The sequence below is a fragment of the Nonomuraea sp. NPDC048892 genome (assembly GCF_040649735.1).
Taxonomy (GTDB): Bacteria; Actinomycetota; Actinomycetes; order Streptosporangiales; family Streptosporangiaceae; genus Nonomuraea; species Nonomuraea maheshkhaliensis.
On the sequence record NZ_JBEZFZ010000039.1, the window covers coordinates 31652 to 51388 of the forward strand.

Here is a 19737-nt window from a genome sequence, read left to right on the forward strand (position 1 = left end):
CCCAGCCGTACCGTCATGCCCGCTCCCCGAGTGCCGTGCGCAGCCGTCCGCCGGCCCGTTCCAGCCGCGCCGCCGCGTCCTGCGGCGACAGGTCGAAGCGCGAGGCCACGACCGCCTGTTTGACGTTGAAGCCGTTGGCGTCGAGCGCCGCCAGCGCCTCCTCGCGTCCCGCTCCCGTGATCGTGCGCACCATGCTCACGGCCCGCTCGCGCAGCTTGCCGTTGCTCGCTTTCACGTCGACCATGAGATTTCCGTACGTCTTGCCGAGCCGGACCATCACGATCGTCGAGAACATGTTGAGCACGAGCTTCTGCGCCGTGCCCGCCTTGAGCCTGGTCGAGCCGCTGATCACCTCGGGCCCGACGAGCACCTCGATCGCGTGCTCGGCCGCCTGGCCGAGCGGCGAGCCCGCGTTGCACGACAGCCCCACCGTCAGGGCTCCCAGCGCGCGGGCCCGCCGCACGGCGGCCAGCACGTACGGCGTCCGCCCGCTGGAGGCGATGCCCACCACGGTGTCCAGGGGCCCGATCCCGGCCGCGTCCACGGCCGCCGCCCCCGCCTCCTCGTCGTCCTCGGCCCCTTCGCAGGGCGAGACGATCGCGCTCTCGCCGCCCGCGATGATCGCGAAGACCTGTTCGGGCGGCGTCGAGAACGTCGGCGGGCACTCCGAGGCGTCCAGCACGCCCAGCCGGCCCGGGGTGCCGGCGCCCACGTAGACGAGCCGGCCTCCGGTCTCCATGCGCGCGGCCGCCGCCTCGATGGCCGCGGTGATGCTCGGCAGCGCCGCGGCGACCGCGGCGGGCACCGTGGCGTCGGCCGCGTTCATGGTCGCCGCCAGCTCGCCGACGCTCATCACGTCGATGCCGGCGAAGCGCGGATCGGCCGACTCCGTCGTCAGTTCTGAGAGGTTCACCGCTTCCCTCGGTTCCGGGGGTCGAGTGTGTCGCGCAGGCCGTCGCCGAGCAGGTTGAGACCCACCACGAGCAGCACGACGACCGCGCCGGGCGCGATCAGGGTCCAGGGGGCCACGAACACCAGGCTGCGCGCCTCGAAGATCATCGAGCCGAGCGACGGCGCCGGCGGCGGAGTGCCCAGGCCCAGGAAGCTCAGCGACGCCTCGGTCAGCACCGCCCACGAGAGCGACAGCGCGACCTGGATGACGATGATCGAGGTGATGTTCGGCAGCACGTGACGCAGCATGATCTGCCAGCGGCTCAGGCCGGTGGACACGGCCGCCTTCACGTACTCGATCTCCCTGAGCGAGAGCACGGGCCCGCGGGTGACCCGGATGAAGATGGGGACGTAGACGATGGCGATGGCCACGGCGATCGTGAACCAGTTGCGGTCCAGCACCGAGGCCAGCGACAGCGCCAGCAGCAGCGGCGGGAAGGCGAACAGCACGTTCGTCACCCCGCCGATGGCGCCGTCGGCCAGGCCCCGGTAGAAGCCGGACACGAGCCCGCCCAGCGTGCCGACGACGGTGGCGAACGCCACCGCGACCACCGCGATCAGCGCCGAGTTGCCCACGCCCGCCGCCACCCTGGAGAAGACGTCGCGGCCGAACTGGTCGGTGCCGAACAGGTGCTCGCCGGACGGCGCGAGGAACCGCGACGGCGGATGCTGGGCGATCGGGTCGTAGGGCAGCAGCCCCAGGTACGACAGCACCGCCACCACGGCCAGCAGCGCCAGGATCACCACGCCGGCCAACCCCACGGGACTGCGCCGCAGCGCGCTCACGACGCCCTCACCCGGGGGTCGATGAGCCGGTAGAGCCCGTCGGTCAGCAGGTTGACCAGGACGAACGCCAGCGCGATCACCAGCACCGTGCTCTGCACGACCGCGTACTCCTTCTGCTGGATCCCCAGCAGCACCTGCCGCCCGATCCCGGGGACGGAGAAGATCTGCTCGACCACCACGGCCCCGCCCAGCAGGTAGCCGAACTGCAGCCCGGTCATGGTCACGATCGGCACGAGCGCGTTGCCCAGCACGTGCCTGATCTGCAGCCGCCGCTCCGGCACGCCCTTGGCGCGGGCTGTGCGCACGAAGTCGTTCGAGCGTACCTCCAGCACCGCCGTACGGGTGGTGCGCAGGATGGGTGCGGCGATGCCGAAGCCCAGCACGAGGGAGGGCAGCAGCATCTGCCGCAGGTTGAGCAGCGGATCGTCGACGAAGGTGGCGAAGCCCTGCCCGTTGGGGTTGAACCCGAACGACGCCGCGAAGACCGACAGCAGCGTCGTGGCCAGCAGGAACGCCGGGATCGACAGGCCGGCCAGGCTCACCACCTGGCCGGCGGCGTCACGGACGGAGTTCGTCCGCGAGGCCGCCAGCATGCCCAGCGGCACCCCGATGAGCAGCGCCAGCACGATCGAGAACACCGCCAGCTCGAACGTCACCGGCAGCGAGTGCAGCGTCAGCTCCAGCACGCTCTGCTGCGAGCGCGCCGAGTAGCCGAAGTTGCCGGTGAACATGTTGCCCAGCCACGAGAAGAACTGGGTGACCAGCGACTGGTCCAGGCCGTAGTACTGCTCCAGTGCCTGCCGCTGGGCCGGGGTGAGCGCGGCGGCCTCGGTGCCGAGACCGGCCGTGATCTGGTCGCCGGGGATCGCCCTGAGCATGACGAAGACGAACACGGCCACCCCGAACAGGATGCCCAGCGTCTCGGCCACGCGCCGCAGGACGCGGTTGCGCAGGATCGTCATCCGACCGAGGTGGTCCGCAGGTACTGCAGCGAGCCGCTGGCCATCGGGACGAAGCCCTGCACGCCGGAGGTCGTCGCGGTGTAGGTGTAGCCGGCGAACAGCCAGATCCAGGCCGCGTTGTCCTCCAGCTCGGCGCCGACCTTCTCGTAGATGGCCTTGCGCTCGGCCTGGTCGGTCGTCGCCTTGCCCTGCGCGAACAGCTCGTCCAGCTCGGGGGAGCTGTAGCCGGCGACCTTGTTCAGGTTGCCCTTGCTGGTGAAGTAGCGGCCGTAGGAGCCGTCGGGGTCGGGGCGCCCGCCGTTGAGCGCCACGGCCGCGTCGAAGTCGGCCGCCACCCAGCGGTCCACGAACGCGCCGGACTCCAGCACCTCCAGGTCCAGGGTGATCTTCGCCTCGGCGAGCTGGGCCTTGAGGTTCTGCGCCTCGTTGACGGAGGTGGCGTACTCGCCCTGGGAGACGATGGTCTTGATCGTCACGCCGCCGGGCTTGCCGGCCTTGGTGAGGTACTCGGCCGCCTTGGTCAGGTCGCGGGCCGGGCAGGGACGCTTGTTCGGGTCCGACTTGAACGCCGGGGCGGTGATCGGTCCTGTCACCTCGCCCTCGCCGAGCGCGGCGGTGTCGAGCACCTGCTTGCGGTCGATCGCGCACTGGACGGCCAGGCGCACGTTGACGTCCTTGAGGTCGCCGTGCTGCGCGTTGAGCTGGAGCACGTGGTAGTTGAGCTGCGGCGTCTTGGCCACCTGGATCGTGCCGCCGCCGGCCGCGGTCTGCGCGACGAGCGGGTCGTTGAAGACGGCGAGCTGCACGTTGCCCGACTGCATGGCCGACACGATGGACGACTCGTCGGGGATCACCCGGAACTCGACCGAGGCGAGCTTCGGCTTCTCGGCGCCCCAGTACTTGTCGTTCCTGGTCAGCGTGATCGACTGGCTCGGCACGCGCTTGCCCAGCGTGAACGGGCCGGTGCCGTTGGGCGTGGCGTTGAGCTTCTCCTCGGTGTCGTCGGAGGAGAGGATCGCCAGGTTGACGGTGGCCAGGTTGGCGGGCAGCGCCGCGTCGGGGCCGCTCAGCTCCAGTTCGACCGTGTCGGGGCCGCTCGCCTTGACCGACGTGACCGACGCGAGCGAGGCGCGCGCCACGGCCGCGGTCTTCTCGTCCAGGATCTTGTCGAGGGAGTCCTTGACGTCCTTGGAGTCGAACGCGCTGCCGTCGGCGAACGTCACCCCTTGGCGCAGCTTGAGCGTGAGCTTCTTGCCGTCGTCGGAGGTCTCCCAGGACTCGGCCAGGCCGGGGACGACGTTGAGGTCCTTGTCGAACTCGGTGAGCGTGCCGTACAGGTTCTGCAGCACGTTGACGGCCTGGAACTGGGTGGCCTTCCAGGGGAAGAGCGTGTCGGGGTCGGAGGTCACGCCGACGACGAGCGCGCCGCCCGGCGCTCCGGTGCCGGACGCGGTGCCGGAGGGTGCGCCCGAGGAGGACGAGCAGGCGGTGAGGGCGAGGGACAGCGCAGCGGCGATGCCGACCGCGGAGATGGCGCCACGGGGCATATGGTCTCCTCAGAACAGTAGGTCATAAAATTACGCAGACCATACCATCGAGGTACTTTCTTTCCAGCATGGGGTGATGATGGCGGAGGACGCCGAGACGCTGCTGATCCGCATCCGCGCGGCCATGCCGGCCCTGCGGCCGTCGGAGCGGCGGATCGCCGGTGAGTTCACCGGAGATCCGGCCGCGGCGGCGAACCTGTCCATCGCCCAACTGGCCGCCCGCTGCGAGACCTCGACGACCTCCGTGGTGCGTTTCTACCAGCGCATGGGCTACGCCCACTACAAGGACTTCAGGATCGACCTGACCAGAGCGGTGGCCAGGGAGGAGATCGCCCGCAGGGAGGCGGGGCCCAACGTGCCGGAGGCGTCGGGCGACATCGACAGGAACGACAGCCTGGAGGGCATCGTCTCCAAGGTCGCCATGAATGAGACGCTCTCCATCGCCGACACGGCCCGCTCGCTGGACATGGAGGCCCTGGGCCGGGCGGTGGCGCTGCTGCTGGCCGCGCGCAGGATCGACAGCTTCGGCGTGGGGGCGAGCGCGCTGGTGGGGCTCGACCTGCAGCAGAAGCTGTCACGTATCGGACGTACCGCGCTCAACTGGCACGACGCGCACTCCGCCTGGACCTCGGCCGCCACGCTCTCCGCCGGCTGCGTGGCGGTGGCCGTCTCGCACAGCGGCGCCACCGTGGACACCGTCGAGTTCCTCGCCATCGCCCGCAGGTCGGGGGCCGCGACGGTGGCGATCACGAACTTCCACGACTCGCCGCTGGCCCGCGCGGCCGACGTGACGCTCACGACGGCCGCGCGGGAGACCAAGTTCCGCTCGGGCGCGCTGGGCAGCCGCATCGCCCAGCTCATGGTGGTGGACTGCCTGTTCACCGGTGTCGCGCAGGCCTCCTACGACGAGTCGATGCGGGCGCTGCGCGACACGTACGCGGTGGTGCACGACCGCGTCGTCAAGCGCGTCTGAGCGGGCCCGAGCGGCTCCGAGCCGGTCGGCCGCGTCGTCAGGCGCGTCCGAGCGGCCCGAGCGCGCCGCTAGTTCGCGCGCTCGACGGTCTCGCAGTCGACGCTCACCGGGTCGAGCGCGGCCCGGTCGGCGAAGGCCGTGTCGCCGATGCCGTCGCCGCAGAACGACAGCTGGTCCGCCGCCTGGTCGCGCAGGTCGAGCACGTCGTTGCCGAGCCCGCCCGACAGCGAGTCCCGCCCGTTGCCGCCGGTGAGCCTGTTGGCGAAGCGGTCGCCGGTCAGGTTGTCGGCGGCGGAACTGCCGATGAGGTTCTCGGTCTGGACGTTGTCCTGGTCGGCGGGCCTGCTCGCGGTGGCGTCGCGGCCGTCGTTGGCCTGGCCGTCCAGGGTCACCCGCACGCCGGTGCCGCCCGTGGGGCCGGTGGCGGGCACGCCCTGGTAGGTCGCGGTGTCCACGCCCGCGCCGCCCACGTACATGATCCGGCTGTTCAGGTTGCCGTCGGAGCGGCTGGGCCGGAACAGGTCGTCGCCGGCGTCGCCCTCGACGGTGCCGGTCAGCGGCACGAGCGAGGTGAACGTGTCGGCGCCGGCGCCGAGCCGGGCGCCGATCCGGCTGATGCCGACCGAGCAGCGCACGGTCGTGGCGTCGCCGGGAGCCTGGACGCAGCCAGGTCCGGGGACGATGGAGACCGAGTCGTTGATCCGCACCGCGTTGGTGCCGGACTCCAGCATGATCAGGACGTTGTTGGCGTCGGCCGAGCCCACGTAGTCGAGCTGCAGGAAGCCGCCGGTGACCACGCGGACGGACGCGGACGAGGTGCCGGCTTGGGCGCCGGCCTGGGCCTGGGCCGTGACGGGCGTGGCCGCGAGCGCGGCGGCGGCGAGGCCGCCGAGCAGGGGCAGGGCTAACGCGCTGCGCTTGAGCATGCGCATGGTTCCTCCTTCAGGAGCGGGTGAATCGTTGACGGCTCCATGGTGGGACGGAACTAAGTTCTGCTCTGCGTCCTGGTGCACGGACGATCTGTCTTCCTCGTGACACCGCCGGCCGCTCCCCAAGGCGTAGTGCCGATATTTCGGACATGGAAGAATTTGCGGCATGCCGAACCGGAACCTGGCTCTGGCCACCGTCCTCGCACTCGCCGCGGCGGGGTGCGGAATGTCGCCCGCGAAAGAGGCCGCACCGCCGTCCCCATCCGCCGCTTCGCGGTCGAGCGCACCGGCCACCGGCACGCCGTCCAGCGCCGCCCCGTCGAGCGCTGGGCCGTCGCCGGACGACCGGCCGGCCCTCGCCGAGACCCGCAGCACCATGACCGAGAGTCTCAAGCTGGAGGTCGTCGGGCTCGACCGGGTCAAGGGCAAGCACCTGGTGGTGCAGCTCCGCCTGTCCAACACCGGGACGAAGGACCTGCCGTGGACCGGCGAGATGGGCGACCAGACCCGCCCGCTCGGCCAGATCAAGTGGGCCTCCGGCATCGGCGTGCTGGACGCGGCGGCCCACACGTGGCTGCTGCCGTACCAGCCGGCGGACTCTCCCTGCCTGTGCAGCGACCAGGATCGCGACGGGCTCGGCTACTTCATCGACCCCGGCGAGTCGATCACCGTGTACGCGGTGCTGCCCGCCCCGTCCGGCAACCCCGCCACCGCCACCGTCGTCACCCCGGCGGGCCCGCCCATGCTGGACGTGCCGATCAGCGACGAGCCCCCGGCCGGTGACTTCCCCGACCCCGACGCCCAGCCCGTCACTCCCGTCACCCGGCGGATCTCGGTGCCGTCGGAGTCGCTGGACAAGTCCGAGGAGACCGCGGACGACGGCACCGACCTGCACGTCAACCTCTCCTCCGACGTGCTGTTCGCCGTGAACAAGGCCACGCTCACCGGCCGGGCCAAGGCCGTGCTCGCCCGTACGGCCAAGCTCGTCGACTCCTCGCCGGACGCCGCCGTGCGGGTCGAGGGCCACGCCGACTCCTCGGGCACCGACGCCATCAACGACCCGCTCTCCGCCCGCCGCGCCCTGGCCGTGCGGCGGGCGCTGACCGGGCTGGTGACCCGCGAGGGCGTGCGCTTCCAGTCCCGCGGCTACGGCTCGCACCGCCCCCTGTACGACAACGGCACCGAGGAGGGCAAGCGCCGCAACCGCCGCGTGACCGTCAGCTTCGCCAAGCCCAAGCCCCGGCCGGCGGGAGAGGCAGGTGACCTCGTCAGGACGGTCGCGCCGGAGCCGGGCGAGCTCAAGGCGACCGGCGAGGCCAAGGGACAGCCCATCTCGATGGAGGTCACCGGGTTGCGCCGGCTGCCGGGCGGCCTGGGCCTGCTGTCGTACACGATCACCAACGAGGGCTCGGCCGAGGTCTGGTACAACGACCTGCACCACGCACAGGACTGGGAGAGCTACACGTACCAGGCGGCGAGCAACGTCCGGCTGACGGACCCCGGCGCGCGCCGTCAGTACCTGCCCGGCCGCCTCCAGGTGCTCGACGGCGACCGCGTGCGCAACCACTGCGCCTGCACCGACGTCTCCGGCGTCCGCCTCAGCACCGAGAAGTACGCACCGGGGCAGACCCGTACGTTCTGGAGCCTGTTCGCGCTCCCCGACGACGCCACGACCCTCCAGGCCCGCATCGCCTCGTTCCCCAGCCTCGACGTACCCGTCCAGTGATCCCCGCCACGTGACCTCGATGCGCGCCCCAGGCTCACAGCCCGGATTCACCTGGGGTTCACTGGCCCGCTCTACCTTGTGGGGCCATGAGCTGGAGGTACCGGGCCAACGCCACACTTGAGGGCCTGACGGGATACACACTGACGCGGCGGCTGAGCAAGGAGCCGCCGAAACCGCCGCCGCCGAAGGTGCCGCTGGAGCTGCAGCGGCTGCCCGGCGACGCGGTACGGCCGCCCGTCGATCCCGGGCACGACCGGCTGCTGCGCGAGCCCGTCTTCCTGCTGTCGTCGGTACGCTCCGGCTCGACCCTGCTGCGCGTCATGCTCGACAGCCACTCCCGGGTGCACTCGCCGATCGAGACGCACTTCCGCCGGGTGAGTGTGGGCCTCGGCACCGACCCCGTACGCCAGGCCATGGAGCTGCTCGGCCACACCCACAGCGACCTCGAACACCTGGTCTGGGACCGGCTGCTGCACCGCGAGCTGGTCCGGAGCGGCAAGCCGGTCCTGGTCGAGAAGACGCCCAGCAACGTCTTCGCCTGGCGGCGCATCTCGGCCTGCTGGCCGGACGCGCGCTTCGTCTTCCTGCTGCGCCACCCGATGTCGATCGTGCAGTCCTGGCACGAGGCCGACCCGGACAAGCGGCCCATGGAGGAGGCCGTGCCGCGCACGCTCGCGTACATGACCTACCTGGAGGAGGCCAGGACGCACCTGGAGGGCCTGACCGTGCGTTACGAGGAGCTGGTCGCCGACCCCGAAGGGCAGTCGCGCCGGCTCTGCCTGTTCCTCGGCCTGGAGTACGAGCCCGCCATGCTCGACTACGGCAAGCAGGACCACGGCGGCTTCGTCAAGGGCATCGGCGACTGGCGCGACAAGATCCGCGCCGGCACCGTCGTCGCCGGCCGGCCCCTGCCCACGCCTGCGGAGATCCCCGCCGAGCTGCACGACATCTGCCGTCAATGGGAGTATCTGCCGTGACAGCCGGCTCACCCCGGCGGTCACGAGGGTGTGACAGAGTTCGCCTGCGATTTGCCCGCCATTCGCCATGCCCTCCGATATGTTGCCCTTCGTGATCAACGGGCCCTCGCGCCGAGCCTTATTCGCCGGTACTCTCGCCGGCCTCGCCCTGCCCGCGGCCACCGCCGCGGGCGCCGAGGCCACCGCCCGCCGCGGCACCCTGCCCACGCGGCCGAACATCCTGCTCATCCTGGCCGACGACCTGGGATGGGGGGAGATCGGCAGCAACGGGCAGCGCTCCATCAGCACCCCCAACCTGGACCGGCTGGCGGCCGAGGGCGTGCAGTTCAAGACCGCGTACTCGGGCGCGCCGCTGTGCGCGCCGTCGCGGTGCGCGCTGCTCACCGGGCTGCACGCCGGCCACAGCACCGTGCGGGAGAACCCGGAGGGCGGGCGGCAGCACGCGCTCACCGACGCCGACCTCACCTTCGCCGAGGTGCTGCGGCTGTCCGGCTACCGTACGGCGTGCATCGGAAAGTGGGGTTTCGGACCCGAGGAGCCGGACCAGGACTCCCACCCCAACGTGCGCGGCTTCGACGAGTTCTACGGCTACATCGAGCATGTCCACGCCCACCAGTACTTTCCCGCGTACCTGTGGCACAACGACAAGAAGGTGCATCTCGGTGGCCGGTCGTACGCGCCGCACCTGTTCCGCGAGCGCGCGGTCGAGTTCATCGGGCAGGACGACGACCGGCCCTTTCTGCTGTACTTCGCCAGCAACCTGCCGCACGCGCCGAGCGCGATCCCCGGCGACGCCGGCCGGTACGAGAACCGGCCGTGGAGCGCCGCGAACCGCCGCCACGCCGCCCAGGTCGCCCGGCTCGACACCGACGTCGCCGCGCTGGTCAGGGCGCTGCGCGACGCCGGGGTGGCCGAACGTACGCTCGTGCTGTTCACCAGCGACAACGGCCCGCACAGCGAGAAGGGCGTGACGCCGGAGCTGTTCGACTCCAACGGCCCCTTCCGCGGCGACAAGCGCGACGTGTACGAGGGCGGCATCCGCGTCCCGATGATCGCCTGGTCACCGGGCCTGGAACCGCGGGTGGAGCGGCAGCCGGTGGCGTTCTGGGACGTGCTGCCCACGCTGGCCGACCTGGCCAGGGCGCCCCTGCCCGCCCACGTGGACGGCATCTCCTTCACCGGCCTGCTCACGGGCGCGGGCGCTCCCCGGCACCGCCACCTGGTGTGGAACCGGCCGCGCAAGGCCCAGGCCATGCGGCGCGGCAGGTGGAAGGTGGTCAGGTTCAACCCGCACATCGCCGGGGCCGGGCCACGGGGCCGCGTCGAGCTGTACGACCTGAACGCCGACCCCGGCGAGCGCCTCGACCTGGCCGCCAGGCGGCCCGAGCTGACCAAGGAGCTGCTGGCCGAGCTCGACCGCTCGATCGGGGCCGACCCGCGCACGCCATACGGGCTGCGGACCGAGCTCACCGACGATCAGCTCGTGGTCACCCTCTACAACGGCTCCGCCGAACCCTGGCGGAACGTCCGCCTCGGCCTGGACCGGCCGCGGCGGGCGCGGGCGCACTCGGTCGCGCGGGTGGACCCTGGCACGGCCGTCTCGGTCGGCTTCCCCCTGCCGTCCGCCGGCCGGATCACCGCCAGGGCCGCCTTCGACGCCGGCGGCAGGTCGCACGTCTTCCGCCACGTCCACCGGAACGTGAAGCGGTTCGAGAGCACCCGCAACTGACCCACAACCGCCCCGCCCCGCGCCGCCATCGCCCGGCGACCGCGCAGGCCGCCGTGGCCTGGCGGCTGCGCCACTCTAGTGACGAACAGTGATGACATCGCTACGGAATGTTGACATTCTGATGAGGAGGCCATTACCGGCGAGGAGAGGAACGCATGAACCTGATCACCCGAGCGGAATGGAACGCCAGGAAGCCGACCGCGGGCTACGTCCGCCTGTCCGCCACCAGGGGAGTGAAGATCCACTACACCGGCGGCGCGGTGCCCGCCGACCTGGCCGATCAGGAGAACCATGACCGCTGCGTCGACCTGGTCCAGGACATCCAGCGCATGCACATGTCGGGCGGACGCGGCGAGAAGTACATCGACCTGGGCTACTCCATGGTCTGCTGCCCGCACGGGAGCACGTTCATGGGGCGCGGCCCGCACGCCCTGCCCGCCGCCAACGGCGCCGGGCTCAACTCCGGCCACTACGCCGTCCTCGCGCTGCTCGGCGACTCGGGGCTGACCGAGCCGAACGACGACCTGCTCAACGCCCTGGTCGACGCCGTCGAATACCTGCGCGAGCACGGCGACGCCGGCACCGAGGTCAAGGGGCACAGGGACGGCTACGCCACCTCGTGCCCCGGCGACCCGCTCTACCGCTGGGTCCGCGCCGGGGCCGAGCGCCCGTAGCCGCCTCGCCCAGGAGCCCCATCAGAGCAGCCGCCGTCAGAGCGGCCGCCGTCAGGGCAGTCGCCGTCAGAGCAGGCGGCCGACGTGGGCCAGCGCCTGCTTGAGCAGCACGCCCTGCCCGCCCGCCATCTCCTGCTGCACCATCGGCGAGGCCGCCTCCTCCGGGGTGAACCACACCAGGTCGAGCGCGTCCTGCCGGGGCCTGCAGTCACCGGCCACGGGCACGATGTAGGCCAGGGAGACGGCGTGCTGGCGCGGGTCGTGGTAGGGGGTGACGCCGGGCGTGGGGAAATACTCGGCCACGGTGAAGGGCTGCGGCGAGATGGGGATCTGCGGCAGCGCCACGGGGCCGAGGTCCTTCTCCAGATGACGCATCAGGGCGTCGCGGATCCGCTCGTGGTGCAGGACCCGTCCCGAGACCAGCGCCCGGCTGACCGTGCCGTCCGACGCGATGCGCAGCAGCAGGCCGACGTGGGTGACCACCCCGGTGTCGTCGACCCGCACCGGCACGGCGTCGATGTAGAGGATGGGCATGCGGCCGCGCACCGATTCCAGTTCGTCCGGTGACAGCCAAGCAGGCGTGGTTTCGGTCTTTTCGGTCATCTGCTGATCGTAAGGCCAGGGGACTCAGCGGCGTACCGCGGTCCGGCCGGACGGCGCCCGGCCCGCCGTCCATGATGCCGCGCATACGAACAGCACGATGCCGAGGAACGGCAGATAGTCGACGATCTTGCGTTTCATCCGAGGTCACGCTCCGCTCTCCGCTTCGCCAGCCGCCTGCGTTGCGGCTGGACGGTGTACTTGGGATCGTTCGCCGACTCCATCCCGGCCTGGAAGATCCCGAACCTGGTGCACGCCGACCCGGCCAGCAGCGCGGCGCCCGCCGCCACGGCAGCGACCCTGCTGCGCCGCCCCAGCGTGATCCCCGCCACCGCGCCGGCCACCGACAGCGCCTCGCCCAGCCGCAGCAGGCGGCTGCGCTTCAGCGGCTCGGCCAGCGCCCCGAGCCGCCGTTCCATGCGGGCCGCCGCCGCGCACTCCACGGCCGCGCCCAGCACCGCCGCCCGGCGCGCGGGAGCCGCCTCGGACAGCGGCGCGGCCAGCAGGCCCAGCCCGCCCGCCGACGCCACGGCCGACCCGGCGAACAGGAACGGCATCTCGCGGTAGCCCTCGTGCCAGGACGGCACCGCCGTGTCGCAGATCAGCGCCGCGGTGTACGTCGCCACCGCCGGCCCGATCGCCCCCGCCGCCAGCGTGGCGGCCCGGCCGAGCCCCGGATACAGCCCCGAGGCCTCACTGGCCGCCGCGATCCCGGCCACCGGGCCGAACCCGCTGAGCACCCAGGTGCCGACGCTCATCGGCGAGGTCACCTTGAACACCCGCAACATGTTGAGGAAGCGCTCGGGGCGGCCCAGGTCGTGGATCAGGCAGTAGAACGAGCCGCCGATCGCGCACAGCGCCCCCACCTTGCTCGCCCTGGCCAGGCGCGGCCTGCCGGTCAGCTCGGCGGCGGCGGCCAACGTGGACGACGCGCCCGCCAGGCCGCCGAGGAACAGGTAGCCGGCGATGTCGGGCGCCTCCCACGTCGGCGCGTTCAGCACGGGGCGGCCGTAGTAGGAGTCGAAGTCCGCCTTCGGCACCATCAGCCGCTCACGCCTGCGCCCCGCCGAGCCGGGCGTGGCCTCACGCTCGCCGCGCAGCCCGGCCGCGTGGTCCATCCGCACATCGGTCTGGCTGGCCGGCTGAGCGGGCTGATGCATGGTCCGGCTCATGATCGCCGCCCCCTGCACGTCCACGTCACGCCCGCCGCACGTGTCGCCGCACACGTCCACGTCACGCCCGCCGAAGACACCCGTACCCAAGTGATCATCTCGTCCGTCCTCGCCATGCCGTGGCCGCGATCCCCGCGAGCAGGGCCACGGCCGCCACCCCGACGTGCCGCCACATCGACGGCAGGTCCCTCGTGGTCACCACCGGGTCCGGCGGCAGGCCGTACACCTCGGGCTGGTCCAGCAGCAGGAAGAACGCGCCGGTGCCGCCCACGCCGTCGCCCGGGTCGTGGCCGTACAGGCGGGCGGAGGTCGTGCCGGCGGCACGCACCTGCTCCAGGCGCCGCTCGGCCCGCTCGCGCAGCTCCTCCAGGTTCCCGAACTGGATGGAGTCCGTCGGGCACGTCTTGGCGCAGGCCGGCTCCTCACCGGCGCCGAGCCGGTCGTAGCACATCGTGCACTTGGCCGCCGTGCCGCCGCTCTCTCCCTTGCCGTTCTCCCGCTTGCCGATCACCCCGAACGGGCAGGCGGGCACGCAGTAGCCGCACCCGTTGCAGATGTCCTCCTGCACCACGACCGTGCCGAACTCGGTGCGGAACAGCGACCCGGTCGGGCACACGTCGAGGCAGGCCGCGTGCGTGCAGTGCTTGCACACGTCGGAGGCCATCAGCCAGCGGAAGTCCATGTCGCCGACCCCGGGCTCCTGGTGCCCCAGCGGCCGACGCTGCTCGATGAACGCCACGTGCCGCCAGGTGTCGGCGCCCAGCCCCACGGTGTTGTCGTAGGACATGCCGGTGAACTCCAGGCCGTCGTCGGGGACCTGGTTCCACTCCTTGCACGCCACCTCGCACGCCTTGCACCCGATGCAGATGCTGGTGTCGGTGAAGAAGCCGACCCTGCCGCCGTCGAGGCGTTCTTCCAGGTCGAAAGCCACGGCTCACGCCTCCGTTCCGGTGCCGGCGGTGATGCCCGCGCGCCGCTGATAGGACCTGACCAGCTCGGGCAGCGCAGGGCCGCGCGGCCTGCGCCCCGGGCGGATGTCCGCCGACAGGGCCTTGACCTCCTGGATGTGCGAGTTGGGGTCGAGCGAGATCGCCGACAGCTCGTTGGCCGCGTCGCCCTTGGCCAGCCCGTTGGGGCCGAAGTGGAAGGGCAGGCCGATCTGGTGCAGCACCCGCCCGTTCAGGTGCAGCGACGGGATGCGGTCGGTCACCAGCACCCGGGCCTCGATGGCGTTGCGCGCGGTGATGATCGTGGCCCAGTCGCCGTGCACCAGCCCGCGCTCGGCCGCCAGCGCGGGGGACACCTCGCAGAACATCTCCGGCTGCAGCTCGGCCAGATAAGGGGTGAACCTGCTCATCCCGCCCGCCGTGAAGTGCTCGGTCAGCCGGTACGTCGTCACCACGTACGGATAGACCGACGCCCCCGGCTCGTTCCCGCTCGGCTGGTAGCGATTGTCAGGATGCGGATAGAGCTTGCGGACCGGGTTGCGCTGCCGCCCGTAGAGCGGATTGGCCACCGGCGAGTCCTGCGGCTCGTAGTGGGTCGGCAGCGGCCCGTCCACCACCCCCGCGGGGGCGAACAGCCAGCCCTTGCCGTCGGCCTGCATGATGAACGGATCGGTGCCCGACAGCGCCGCCACCCCCGATGCGCCGGGCGGCGGCCGGTAGCCGGGGCTCTTGTCCCGCTCGAAGTCGGGCACGTCGTGGCCGGTCCACCGGCCCGCCTCCGCGTCCCACCACACCAGCCGCTTGCGCTCGCTCCACGGGCTGCCGTCCGGCCTGGCCGAGGCCCGGTTGTAGAGCACGCGCCGGTTGTCCGGCCAGGCCCACGCCCACTCGGCGGCGATCCAGTCCTGCTCGGAGCCGGGCTTGCGCCGGGCCGCCTGGTTGACGCCGCCGGCGTACACGCCGCTGTAGATCCAGCAGCCGCAGGCGGTCGAGCCGTCGGCCTTGAGCCCGGCGTAACCCGGCAGCGGGCGCCCCTGCTCGTCCCAGCCGTTGATCTCGGCCAGCACCGCCTCCGCCGACGGCTCGGCCGTCTCGCCCTCGACCGGGTAGTCCCAGGTGAGGTGGAGCACCGGCTCGTCCATCGGGTCCTGTGAGCCGGCCAGCTTCTCCCTGACGAGGCGGCCCAGGTGGTACATGAACCACAGGTCGCTGCGGCAGTCGCCGCGCGGCTCGACGGCCTGGTGGCGCCACTGGAGCAGCCGGTTGGTGTTGGTGAAGCTGCCGGCCTTCTCCGTGTGGCAGGCCGCGGGCAGGAAGAACACCTCCGTGCCGATGTCGGCCGTGCGCAGCTCGCCCGTCTCGATCTCCGGGCCGTCCTTCCACCAGGTGGCGCTCTCGATGAGGTTGAGGTCGCGCACCACCAGCCAGTCGAGCTCGGCCATGCCGAGGCGCTGCATCCTGGCGTTGGCCGAGCCGACCGCCGGGTTCTCGCCGAGCAGGAGGTAGCCCTTGCAGGTGCCGTCGAGCTGCGCCAGCACCGTGTCGTACGTGCTGTGCGAGCCCGTCAGCCGGGGTAGCCAGGCGAACCGGAAGTCGTTGTCCGCCTGCGCCGACTCGCCCCACCACGCCTTGAGCAGGCTGATCAGATAGGCGGGCATGTTCGCCCAGAAGCCCTCGTGCGGCGCGTCGGCGCGCAGGAAGTCGTGCAGCCGCTCGTTCTCGTGGGCGTGCGGCATCGGGATGTAGCCCGGCAGCAGGTTGAACAGCGTCGGCACGTCGCTGGAGCCCTGGATGCTGGCATGGCCGCGCAGAGCCTGGATGCCGCCGCCAGGGCGGCCGATGTTGCCCAGCAGCAGCTGCAGGATGCTCGCCGCCCGGATGAACTGCGAGCCGTCGCTGTGCTGGGTCCAGCCGACCGCGTAGACGAACTCGGCGGTCTTGTCGGGCCCCGAGTTCTCCGTCAGGTGCCGGCACACCTCCTCGAACAGGTGCCGCGGCACCCCGCACACCCGCTCGACCATCTCCGGCGTGTAGCGGGCGTAGTGGCGGCGCAGCACGTTGAGCACGCAGCGCGGGTCGCGCAGCGTCTCGTCGCGCCGGGGCCGGCAGTCCAGCGGGACGCCGGTGCTGCCCTGGACCTCGCCGCGCCCCGGCGTCTCGTGCGCCGGCCGGTCGTAGCCGGAGTCGCGCTCGCCGGACGCGGGGACCGCCGTCATGCCCTCGTACTGCCAGGAGTCGTCGTCGTACGCGCGCGTCTCGGGGTCGAAGCCGGAGAACACGCCGTCGAGGTCCTCGGCGTCGCGGAAGTCCTCGCGCAGGATGGTGGCCGCGTTGGTGTAGTTGAGCACGTACTCGTGGAAGTACAGCTCGTTCTCCAGCACGTGGTTGATGATCGCGCCGAGGAAGGCCACGTCGGAGCCGGCCCGGATGGGCACGTGCAGGTCGGCCAGCGCGCTCGTCCTGGTGAAGCGCGGATCGACGTGGATGATCACCGCGCCGCGCGCCTTGGCCTCCATCACCCACTGAAAGCCCACCGGATGGGCCTCGGCGAAGTTCGAGCCCTGGATGACCACGCAGTCGGAGTGCTGCAGATCCTGCATGAACGTGGTGGCGCCGCCGCGCCCGAACGACGTGCCCAGCCCCACCACGGTCGAGCTGTGGCAGACGCGGGCCTGGTTCTCGATCTGCACCACGCCGAGCGCCGTCAGCAGCTTCTTGATGAGGTAGTTCTCCTCGTTGTCCAGCGTGGCGCCGCCCAGGCTGGCGATGCCCATGGTCCTGGCGGTGCGCCGGCCGTCCTGCTCCCACTGCCAGGTCTCGCGCCTGGTCGCGATGATCCGGTCGGCGATCATGTCCATGGCGGTGGCCAGGTCGATCGGCTGCCAGTCGGCCGCGCCGGGTGCGCGGTAGAGGGCGTCGTACTGCCGGCCGGAGTCGGTGGTGAGCTGGAGGCTGGCCGCGCCCTTCGGGCACAGCCTCCCGCGGCTGATCGGAGAGTCGGGGTCGCCCTCGATCTGCACGACCTTCTCGTCCCGTACGTACACGTTCTGGCCGCAGCCCACCGCGCAGTACGGGCACACCGACTTCACCACCCGGTCGGCCGTGGCCGTGCGGGCCCGCCGCGCCCGCGTCTCGGCCGACTCGGCCGCCGGCCCCCGCGCCGTGCGGTCACCGCCGGTGAGCTGCCGCAGCAGCGGCCACCCCAGATCCATGACACCCCCCCGATGTCCCCGGCCCGAGTCCTGCCCGGGCCGAGCGGGAGGAAAACCGCCAGGTCAGAACACCCGGGCGGCCGCCTCGTCCCAGGCGCTCGTCGCACCGGACGGCTCGTAGCGGCGCAGCGGCTGGGAGTAGGCCACCAGCGAGCGCATCTCCTCAAGCCCGGCGACCAGCCCGGCCGCCCGCGCCTGCACCAGCACGTTGCCGAGCGCGGTCGCCTCGGCGGGGCCCGCCACCACGGGCAGCCCGCACGCGTCGGCGGTGAACTGGCACAGCAGCTCGTTGCGCGACCCGCCGCCGACGAGGTGGATCACCTCCACCTCGCGCCCGGACAGCTCCATCGCCTGCCGCACGGCCAGCCGGTGCCCGAGCGCCAGGCTCTCCAGCACGCACCGCACGTAGGCGGCGGGGGAGGAGGGCGGGAGCTGGCCGGTGCGGCGGCACTCGTCGGCGATCCTGGCCGGCATGTCGCCCGGCGGCAGGAAAACCGGCTCGTCGGGGTTCACCACGGCCGCGAACGGCTTCTCGCCCGCCGCGGCGGCCAGCAGCTCGCCCAGGTCGGAGCCGGGCCAGGCACGCAGGCACTCCTGCAGCAGCCACAGGCCCATCACGTTGCGCAGATAGCGGACGGTGCCGTCGATGCCGGCCTCGTTGGTGAAGTTCGCCGCCCGGCTCTCGGGGGTCAGGACCGGTCCTGGCAGCTCCACCCCGGCCAGCGACCAGGTGCCGCAGGAGATGTAGGCGAACGCGGGACCGGCGGCGGGGACCGCGGCCACCGCGGAGGCGGTGTCGTGCGAGCCCACCGCCCTGACCGGCGCCGACCAGCCGATCTCGGCCGCCACATCGCGCCGCAGGCCGCCGAGCGCCTCGCCCGGCTGCCGCAGCGGCGGGAAGATCCCGGCGGGCAATCCCAGCTCCTCGATCAGGGACGTGGCCCAGGAGCGCGTGCGCACGTCGAGCAGACCCGTGGTCGAGGCGTTGGTCACCTCGGCGCCCGCCTCGCCGGTCAGCCAGTAGCCGATCAGGTCGGGGACGAGCAGCATCGTAGCGGCCTCGTCGAGCCGGTCGGCCAGCAGCTGGTAGATCGTGTTGAACGGCAGCACCTGCAGCCCCGACACGTCGTACAGCTTCTCCGCCCCGACCGCGCCGGCCACCCGCTCGGCGACGCCCCACGTGCGGTCGTCGCGGTAGTGCACCGGGTTTCCCAGCAGCGCGCCCGACTCGTCGAGCAGCCCGTAGTCCACCGCCCACGAGTCGACGCCGATGGAGGAGACGGGCCCGGCGGCGCGCAGGCCGGCCAGGATCTCCCGGTAGAGGCCGAGGATGTCCCAGTAGAGGCGGCCCGCCACCCGTACGGGGCCGTTGGGGAAGCGGTGCGCCTCGGTCAGGCTGAGCCCGTCGGACAGGTCGGCCAGCATCACCCGGCCGCTGGAGGCGCCCAGGTCGACGGCGGCGAAACGGCGGCTCACTGCGTGGACTCCCTGGCGACGAGCTCCGGCTGGAACATGATGTGCTGGTGCGCGTGGGTCTCGGGGTTGGCGCACTCGTCGAGCAGCAGCTCGGTGGCGATCCGGCCCAGCTGGTACGTGGGCTGCCGCATCGAGCTGAGCGACACGGTCGAGGCGGCGGCGAAGTCGATGTCGTCGTAGCCGATCAGCGCCACGTCCTCGGGCACCCGCACCCCGGACCGCAGCAGCGCCCGCAGCACGCCGAGCGCGAGCAGGTCGTTGGCGCAGAAGACGGCCTCGGGCAGACCTTTCGCGATCAGGTCGGCGGCCGCCTTCTCGCCCGCGCGGGCCGTCATCGTGGCGGCCTCGGCCACCACCAGGTCGCCGGGGTCGAGCCCCGCGGCCCCCATCGCGGCCTTGGCCCCCTCGCACCGCTCCACGCACTGCCTGATGGTCAGCGGGCCGGTCACGTAGGCGACGCTGCGCGCGCCCCTGGCCAGCAGGTGCGCCACCGCGGCCCGGCCGCCGGCGACGTCGTCCACGGCCACCGCGCACTGGTCGGGCCGGTGCGCGGGATGGTCGACCAGCACCACGCTGATGCCGTGCCCGCGCAGCCGGTCGAGCCTGGCCGGGTCCTCGCCGGAGGGGGTGATCAGCACGCCGCGCACCCGGTGCTCGGCCAGCACGCGCAGGTTGCGGTCCTCCTTGTCCACCGAGCCGGCCGAGTTGCCCAGGATGACCGCGTAGCCCAGCTCGCTGGCCACGTCCTCGACCCCGGCGGCGACCTCGGTGAAGAAGGGGTTGCCGATGTCGATCACGCTCAGGCCGATCGTCCTGCTGTGACCGGCGCGCAGCGTCGAGGCGGAGCCGTGGCGGACGAACCCCAGCTCGTCGATCGCGGCCTCGACCCGCTCGCGGGTGGCGGGGGCGACCTTGCCGGGCCGGTTCAGTACATTGGAGACCGTGCCGGGGGAGACGCCTGCGTGCGCGGCGACGTCCTTGATGCTGACCATGGCCATGGGGCCCAATTAAAACGTACTAACCGACCCCGCGCCAGTCGCCTTGCCGTTGTCAGCAGGCGTTCCGGGCCTCAGCGG

The 19737-nt window shown here is 72.0% G+C and carries 16 protein-coding genes; 5 read left to right on the forward strand and 11 right to left on the reverse strand.

From position 1 onward, the window contains the following. Window positions 1–13 precede the first annotated feature (13 nt). The 4 genes from murQ to AB0C28_RS51945 are packed head-to-tail and all read right to left on the reverse strand — an operon-like array spanning window position 14 to window position 4246. The gene (gene murQ / locus AB0C28_RS51930; RefSeq protein ID WP_358084335.1) at window positions 14–913 is read right to left on the reverse strand and encodes an N-acetylmuramic acid 6-phosphate etherase; all 900 of its coding nucleotides are present in this window, start codon (window positions 911–913) and stop codon (window positions 14–16) included. After that, window positions 910–1737, reverse strand: a complete 828-nt coding sequence (locus AB0C28_RS51935; RefSeq protein ID WP_358084338.1) for an ABC transporter permease — start codon at window positions 1735–1737, stop codon at window positions 910–912. Before AB0C28_RS51935 ends, murQ begins: the two co-directional genes overlap by 4 nt. Continuing rightward, window positions 1734–2699: an ABC transporter permease gene (locus tag AB0C28_RS51940; protein ID WP_357851309.1), complete on the reverse strand. Its 966-nt coding sequence runs from the start codon at window positions 2697–2699 to the stop codon at window positions 1734–1736. Before AB0C28_RS51940 ends, AB0C28_RS51935 begins: the two co-directional genes overlap by 4 nt. Further along, window positions 2696–4246 (reverse strand): ABC transporter substrate-binding protein, encoded by a 1551-nt coding sequence (locus tag AB0C28_RS51945; RefSeq protein ID WP_357851312.1) that lies wholly within the window; start codon window positions 4244–4246, stop codon window positions 2696–2698. The genes AB0C28_RS51940 and AB0C28_RS51945 overlap by 4 nt, the downstream gene beginning before the upstream one ends. A 76-nt stretch (window positions 4247–4322) precedes the next feature. On the opposite strand from AB0C28_RS51945, the gene AB0C28_RS51950 reads away from it, so the two are divergent. Continuing rightward, window positions 4323–5219: a MurR/RpiR family transcriptional regulator gene (locus tag AB0C28_RS51950; RefSeq protein WP_357851315.1), complete on the forward strand. Its 897-nt coding sequence runs from the start codon at window positions 4323–4325 to the stop codon at window positions 5217–5219. A gap of 68 nt (window positions 5220–5287) precedes the next feature. Here the strand turns inward: AB0C28_RS51950 and AB0C28_RS51955 are convergent, their stop codons facing one another. Then, complete coding sequence (locus AB0C28_RS51955) at window positions 5288–6151, reverse strand: hypothetical protein (RefSeq protein WP_358084340.1); 864 nt, start codon at window positions 6149–6151, stop codon at window positions 5288–5290. Window positions 6152–6314: 163 nt separating this feature from the next. On the opposite strand from AB0C28_RS51955, the gene AB0C28_RS51960 reads away from it, so the two are divergent. From AB0C28_RS51960 to AB0C28_RS51975, 4 genes are all read left to right on the forward strand, one after another. Continuing rightward, on the forward strand, window positions 6315–7874 hold the full coding sequence (locus AB0C28_RS51960) for an OmpA family protein (protein ID WP_358084342.1): 1560 nt from the start codon (window positions 6315–6317) through the stop codon (window positions 7872–7874). Between the two features lie 86 nt (window positions 7875–7960). After that, window positions 7961–8851: a sulfotransferase gene (locus AB0C28_RS51965; RefSeq protein WP_358084345.1), complete on the forward strand. Its 891-nt coding sequence runs from the start codon at window positions 7961–7963 to the stop codon at window positions 8849–8851. Window positions 8852–8942: 91 nt separating this feature from the next. After that, entirely contained in the window at window positions 8943–10580 is a 1638-nt protein-coding gene (locus AB0C28_RS51970; protein WP_358084348.1) for an arylsulfatase, read from the forward strand. A 155-nt stretch (window positions 10581–10735) separates the two neighbouring features. Next, window positions 10736–11254: a peptidoglycan recognition family protein gene (locus AB0C28_RS51975; RefSeq protein ID WP_358084351.1), complete on the forward strand. Its 519-nt coding sequence runs from the start codon at window positions 10736–10738 to the stop codon at window positions 11252–11254. Window positions 11255–11320: 66 nt separating this feature from the next. Here AB0C28_RS51975 and AB0C28_RS51980 read toward each other — a convergent pair whose 3' ends face one another. From AB0C28_RS51980 to AB0C28_RS52005, 6 genes are all read right to left on the reverse strand, one after another. Then, window positions 11321–11857: an NUDIX hydrolase family protein gene (locus tag AB0C28_RS51980; RefSeq protein WP_346112899.1), complete on the reverse strand. Its 537-nt coding sequence runs from the start codon at window positions 11855–11857 to the stop codon at window positions 11321–11323. A 134-nt stretch (window positions 11858–11991) separates the two neighbouring features. Further along, a complete protein-coding gene (gene nrfD / locus AB0C28_RS51985) occupies window positions 11992–12972 on the reverse strand; it encodes an NrfD/PsrC family molybdoenzyme membrane anchor subunit (protein ID WP_358084381.1) in 981 nt (326 codons plus the stop codon). 148 nt (window positions 12973–13120) lie between these two features. Next, on the reverse strand, window positions 13121–13957 hold the full coding sequence (locus AB0C28_RS51990) for a 4Fe-4S dicluster domain-containing protein (RefSeq protein ID WP_357851337.1): 837 nt from the start codon (window positions 13955–13957) through the stop codon (window positions 13121–13123). A gap of 3 nt (window positions 13958–13960) precedes the next feature. Next, entirely contained in the window at window positions 13961–17185 is a 3225-nt protein-coding gene (gene fdh / locus AB0C28_RS51995) for a formate dehydrogenase (protein WP_358084354.1), read from the reverse strand. A 63-nt stretch (window positions 17186–17248) separates the two neighbouring features. Beyond that, entirely contained in the window at window positions 17249–18610 is a 1362-nt protein-coding gene (locus AB0C28_RS52000) for a rhamnulokinase family protein (RefSeq protein ID WP_357851432.1), read from the reverse strand. Between the two features lie 47 nt (window positions 18611–18657). Next, window positions 18658–19659, reverse strand: a complete 1002-nt coding sequence (locus tag AB0C28_RS52005; protein WP_358084357.1) for a LacI family DNA-binding transcriptional regulator — start codon at window positions 19657–19659, stop codon at window positions 18658–18660. Window positions 19660–19737: the final 78 nt, after the last annotated feature.

Coding starts and splice junctions, on each gene's coding strand:
- AB0C28_RS51940 (WP_357851309.1), bottom strand. CDS start 2,699: ATGACGATCCTGCGCAACCGCGTCCTGCGGCGCGTGGCCGAGACGCTG.
- AB0C28_RS51945 (WP_357851312.1), bottom strand. CDS start 4,246: ATGCCCCGTGGCGCCATCTCCGCGGTCGGCATCGCCGCTGCGCTGTCC.
- AB0C28_RS51950 (WP_357851315.1), top strand. CDS start 4,323: ATGATGGCGGAGGACGCCGAGACGCTGCTGATCCGCATCCGCGCGGCC.
- AB0C28_RS51955 (WP_358084340.1), bottom strand. CDS start 6,151: ATGCGCATGCTCAAGCGCAGCGCGTTAGCCCTGCCCCTGCTCGGCGGC.
- AB0C28_RS51960 (WP_358084342.1), top strand. CDS start 6,315: ATGCCGAACCGGAACCTGGCTCTGGCCACCGTCCTCGCACTCGCCGCG.
- AB0C28_RS51965 (WP_358084345.1), top strand. CDS start 7,961: ATGAGCTGGAGGTACCGGGCCAACGCCACACTTGAGGGCCTGACGGGA.
- AB0C28_RS51975 (WP_358084351.1), top strand. CDS start 10,736: ATGAACCTGATCACCCGAGCGGAATGGAACGCCAGGAAGCCGACCGCG.
- AB0C28_RS51980 (WP_346112899.1), bottom strand. CDS start 11,857: ATGACCGAAAAGACCGAAACCACGCCTGCTTGGCTGTCACCGGACGAA.
- nrfD (WP_358084381.1), bottom strand. CDS start 12,972: ATGGACCACGCGGCCGGGCTGCGCGGCGAGCGTGAGGCCACGCCCGGC.
- fdh (WP_358084354.1), bottom strand. CDS start 17,185: ATGGATCTGGGGTGGCCGCTGCTGCGGCAGCTCACCGGCGGTGACCGC.
- AB0C28_RS52000 (WP_357851432.1), bottom strand. CDS start 18,610: ATGCTGGCCGACCTGTCCGACGGGCTCAGCCTGACCGAGGCGCACCGC.
- AB0C28_RS52005 (WP_358084357.1), bottom strand. CDS start 19,659: ATGGCCATGGTCAGCATCAAGGACGTCGCCGCGCACGCAGGCGTCTCC.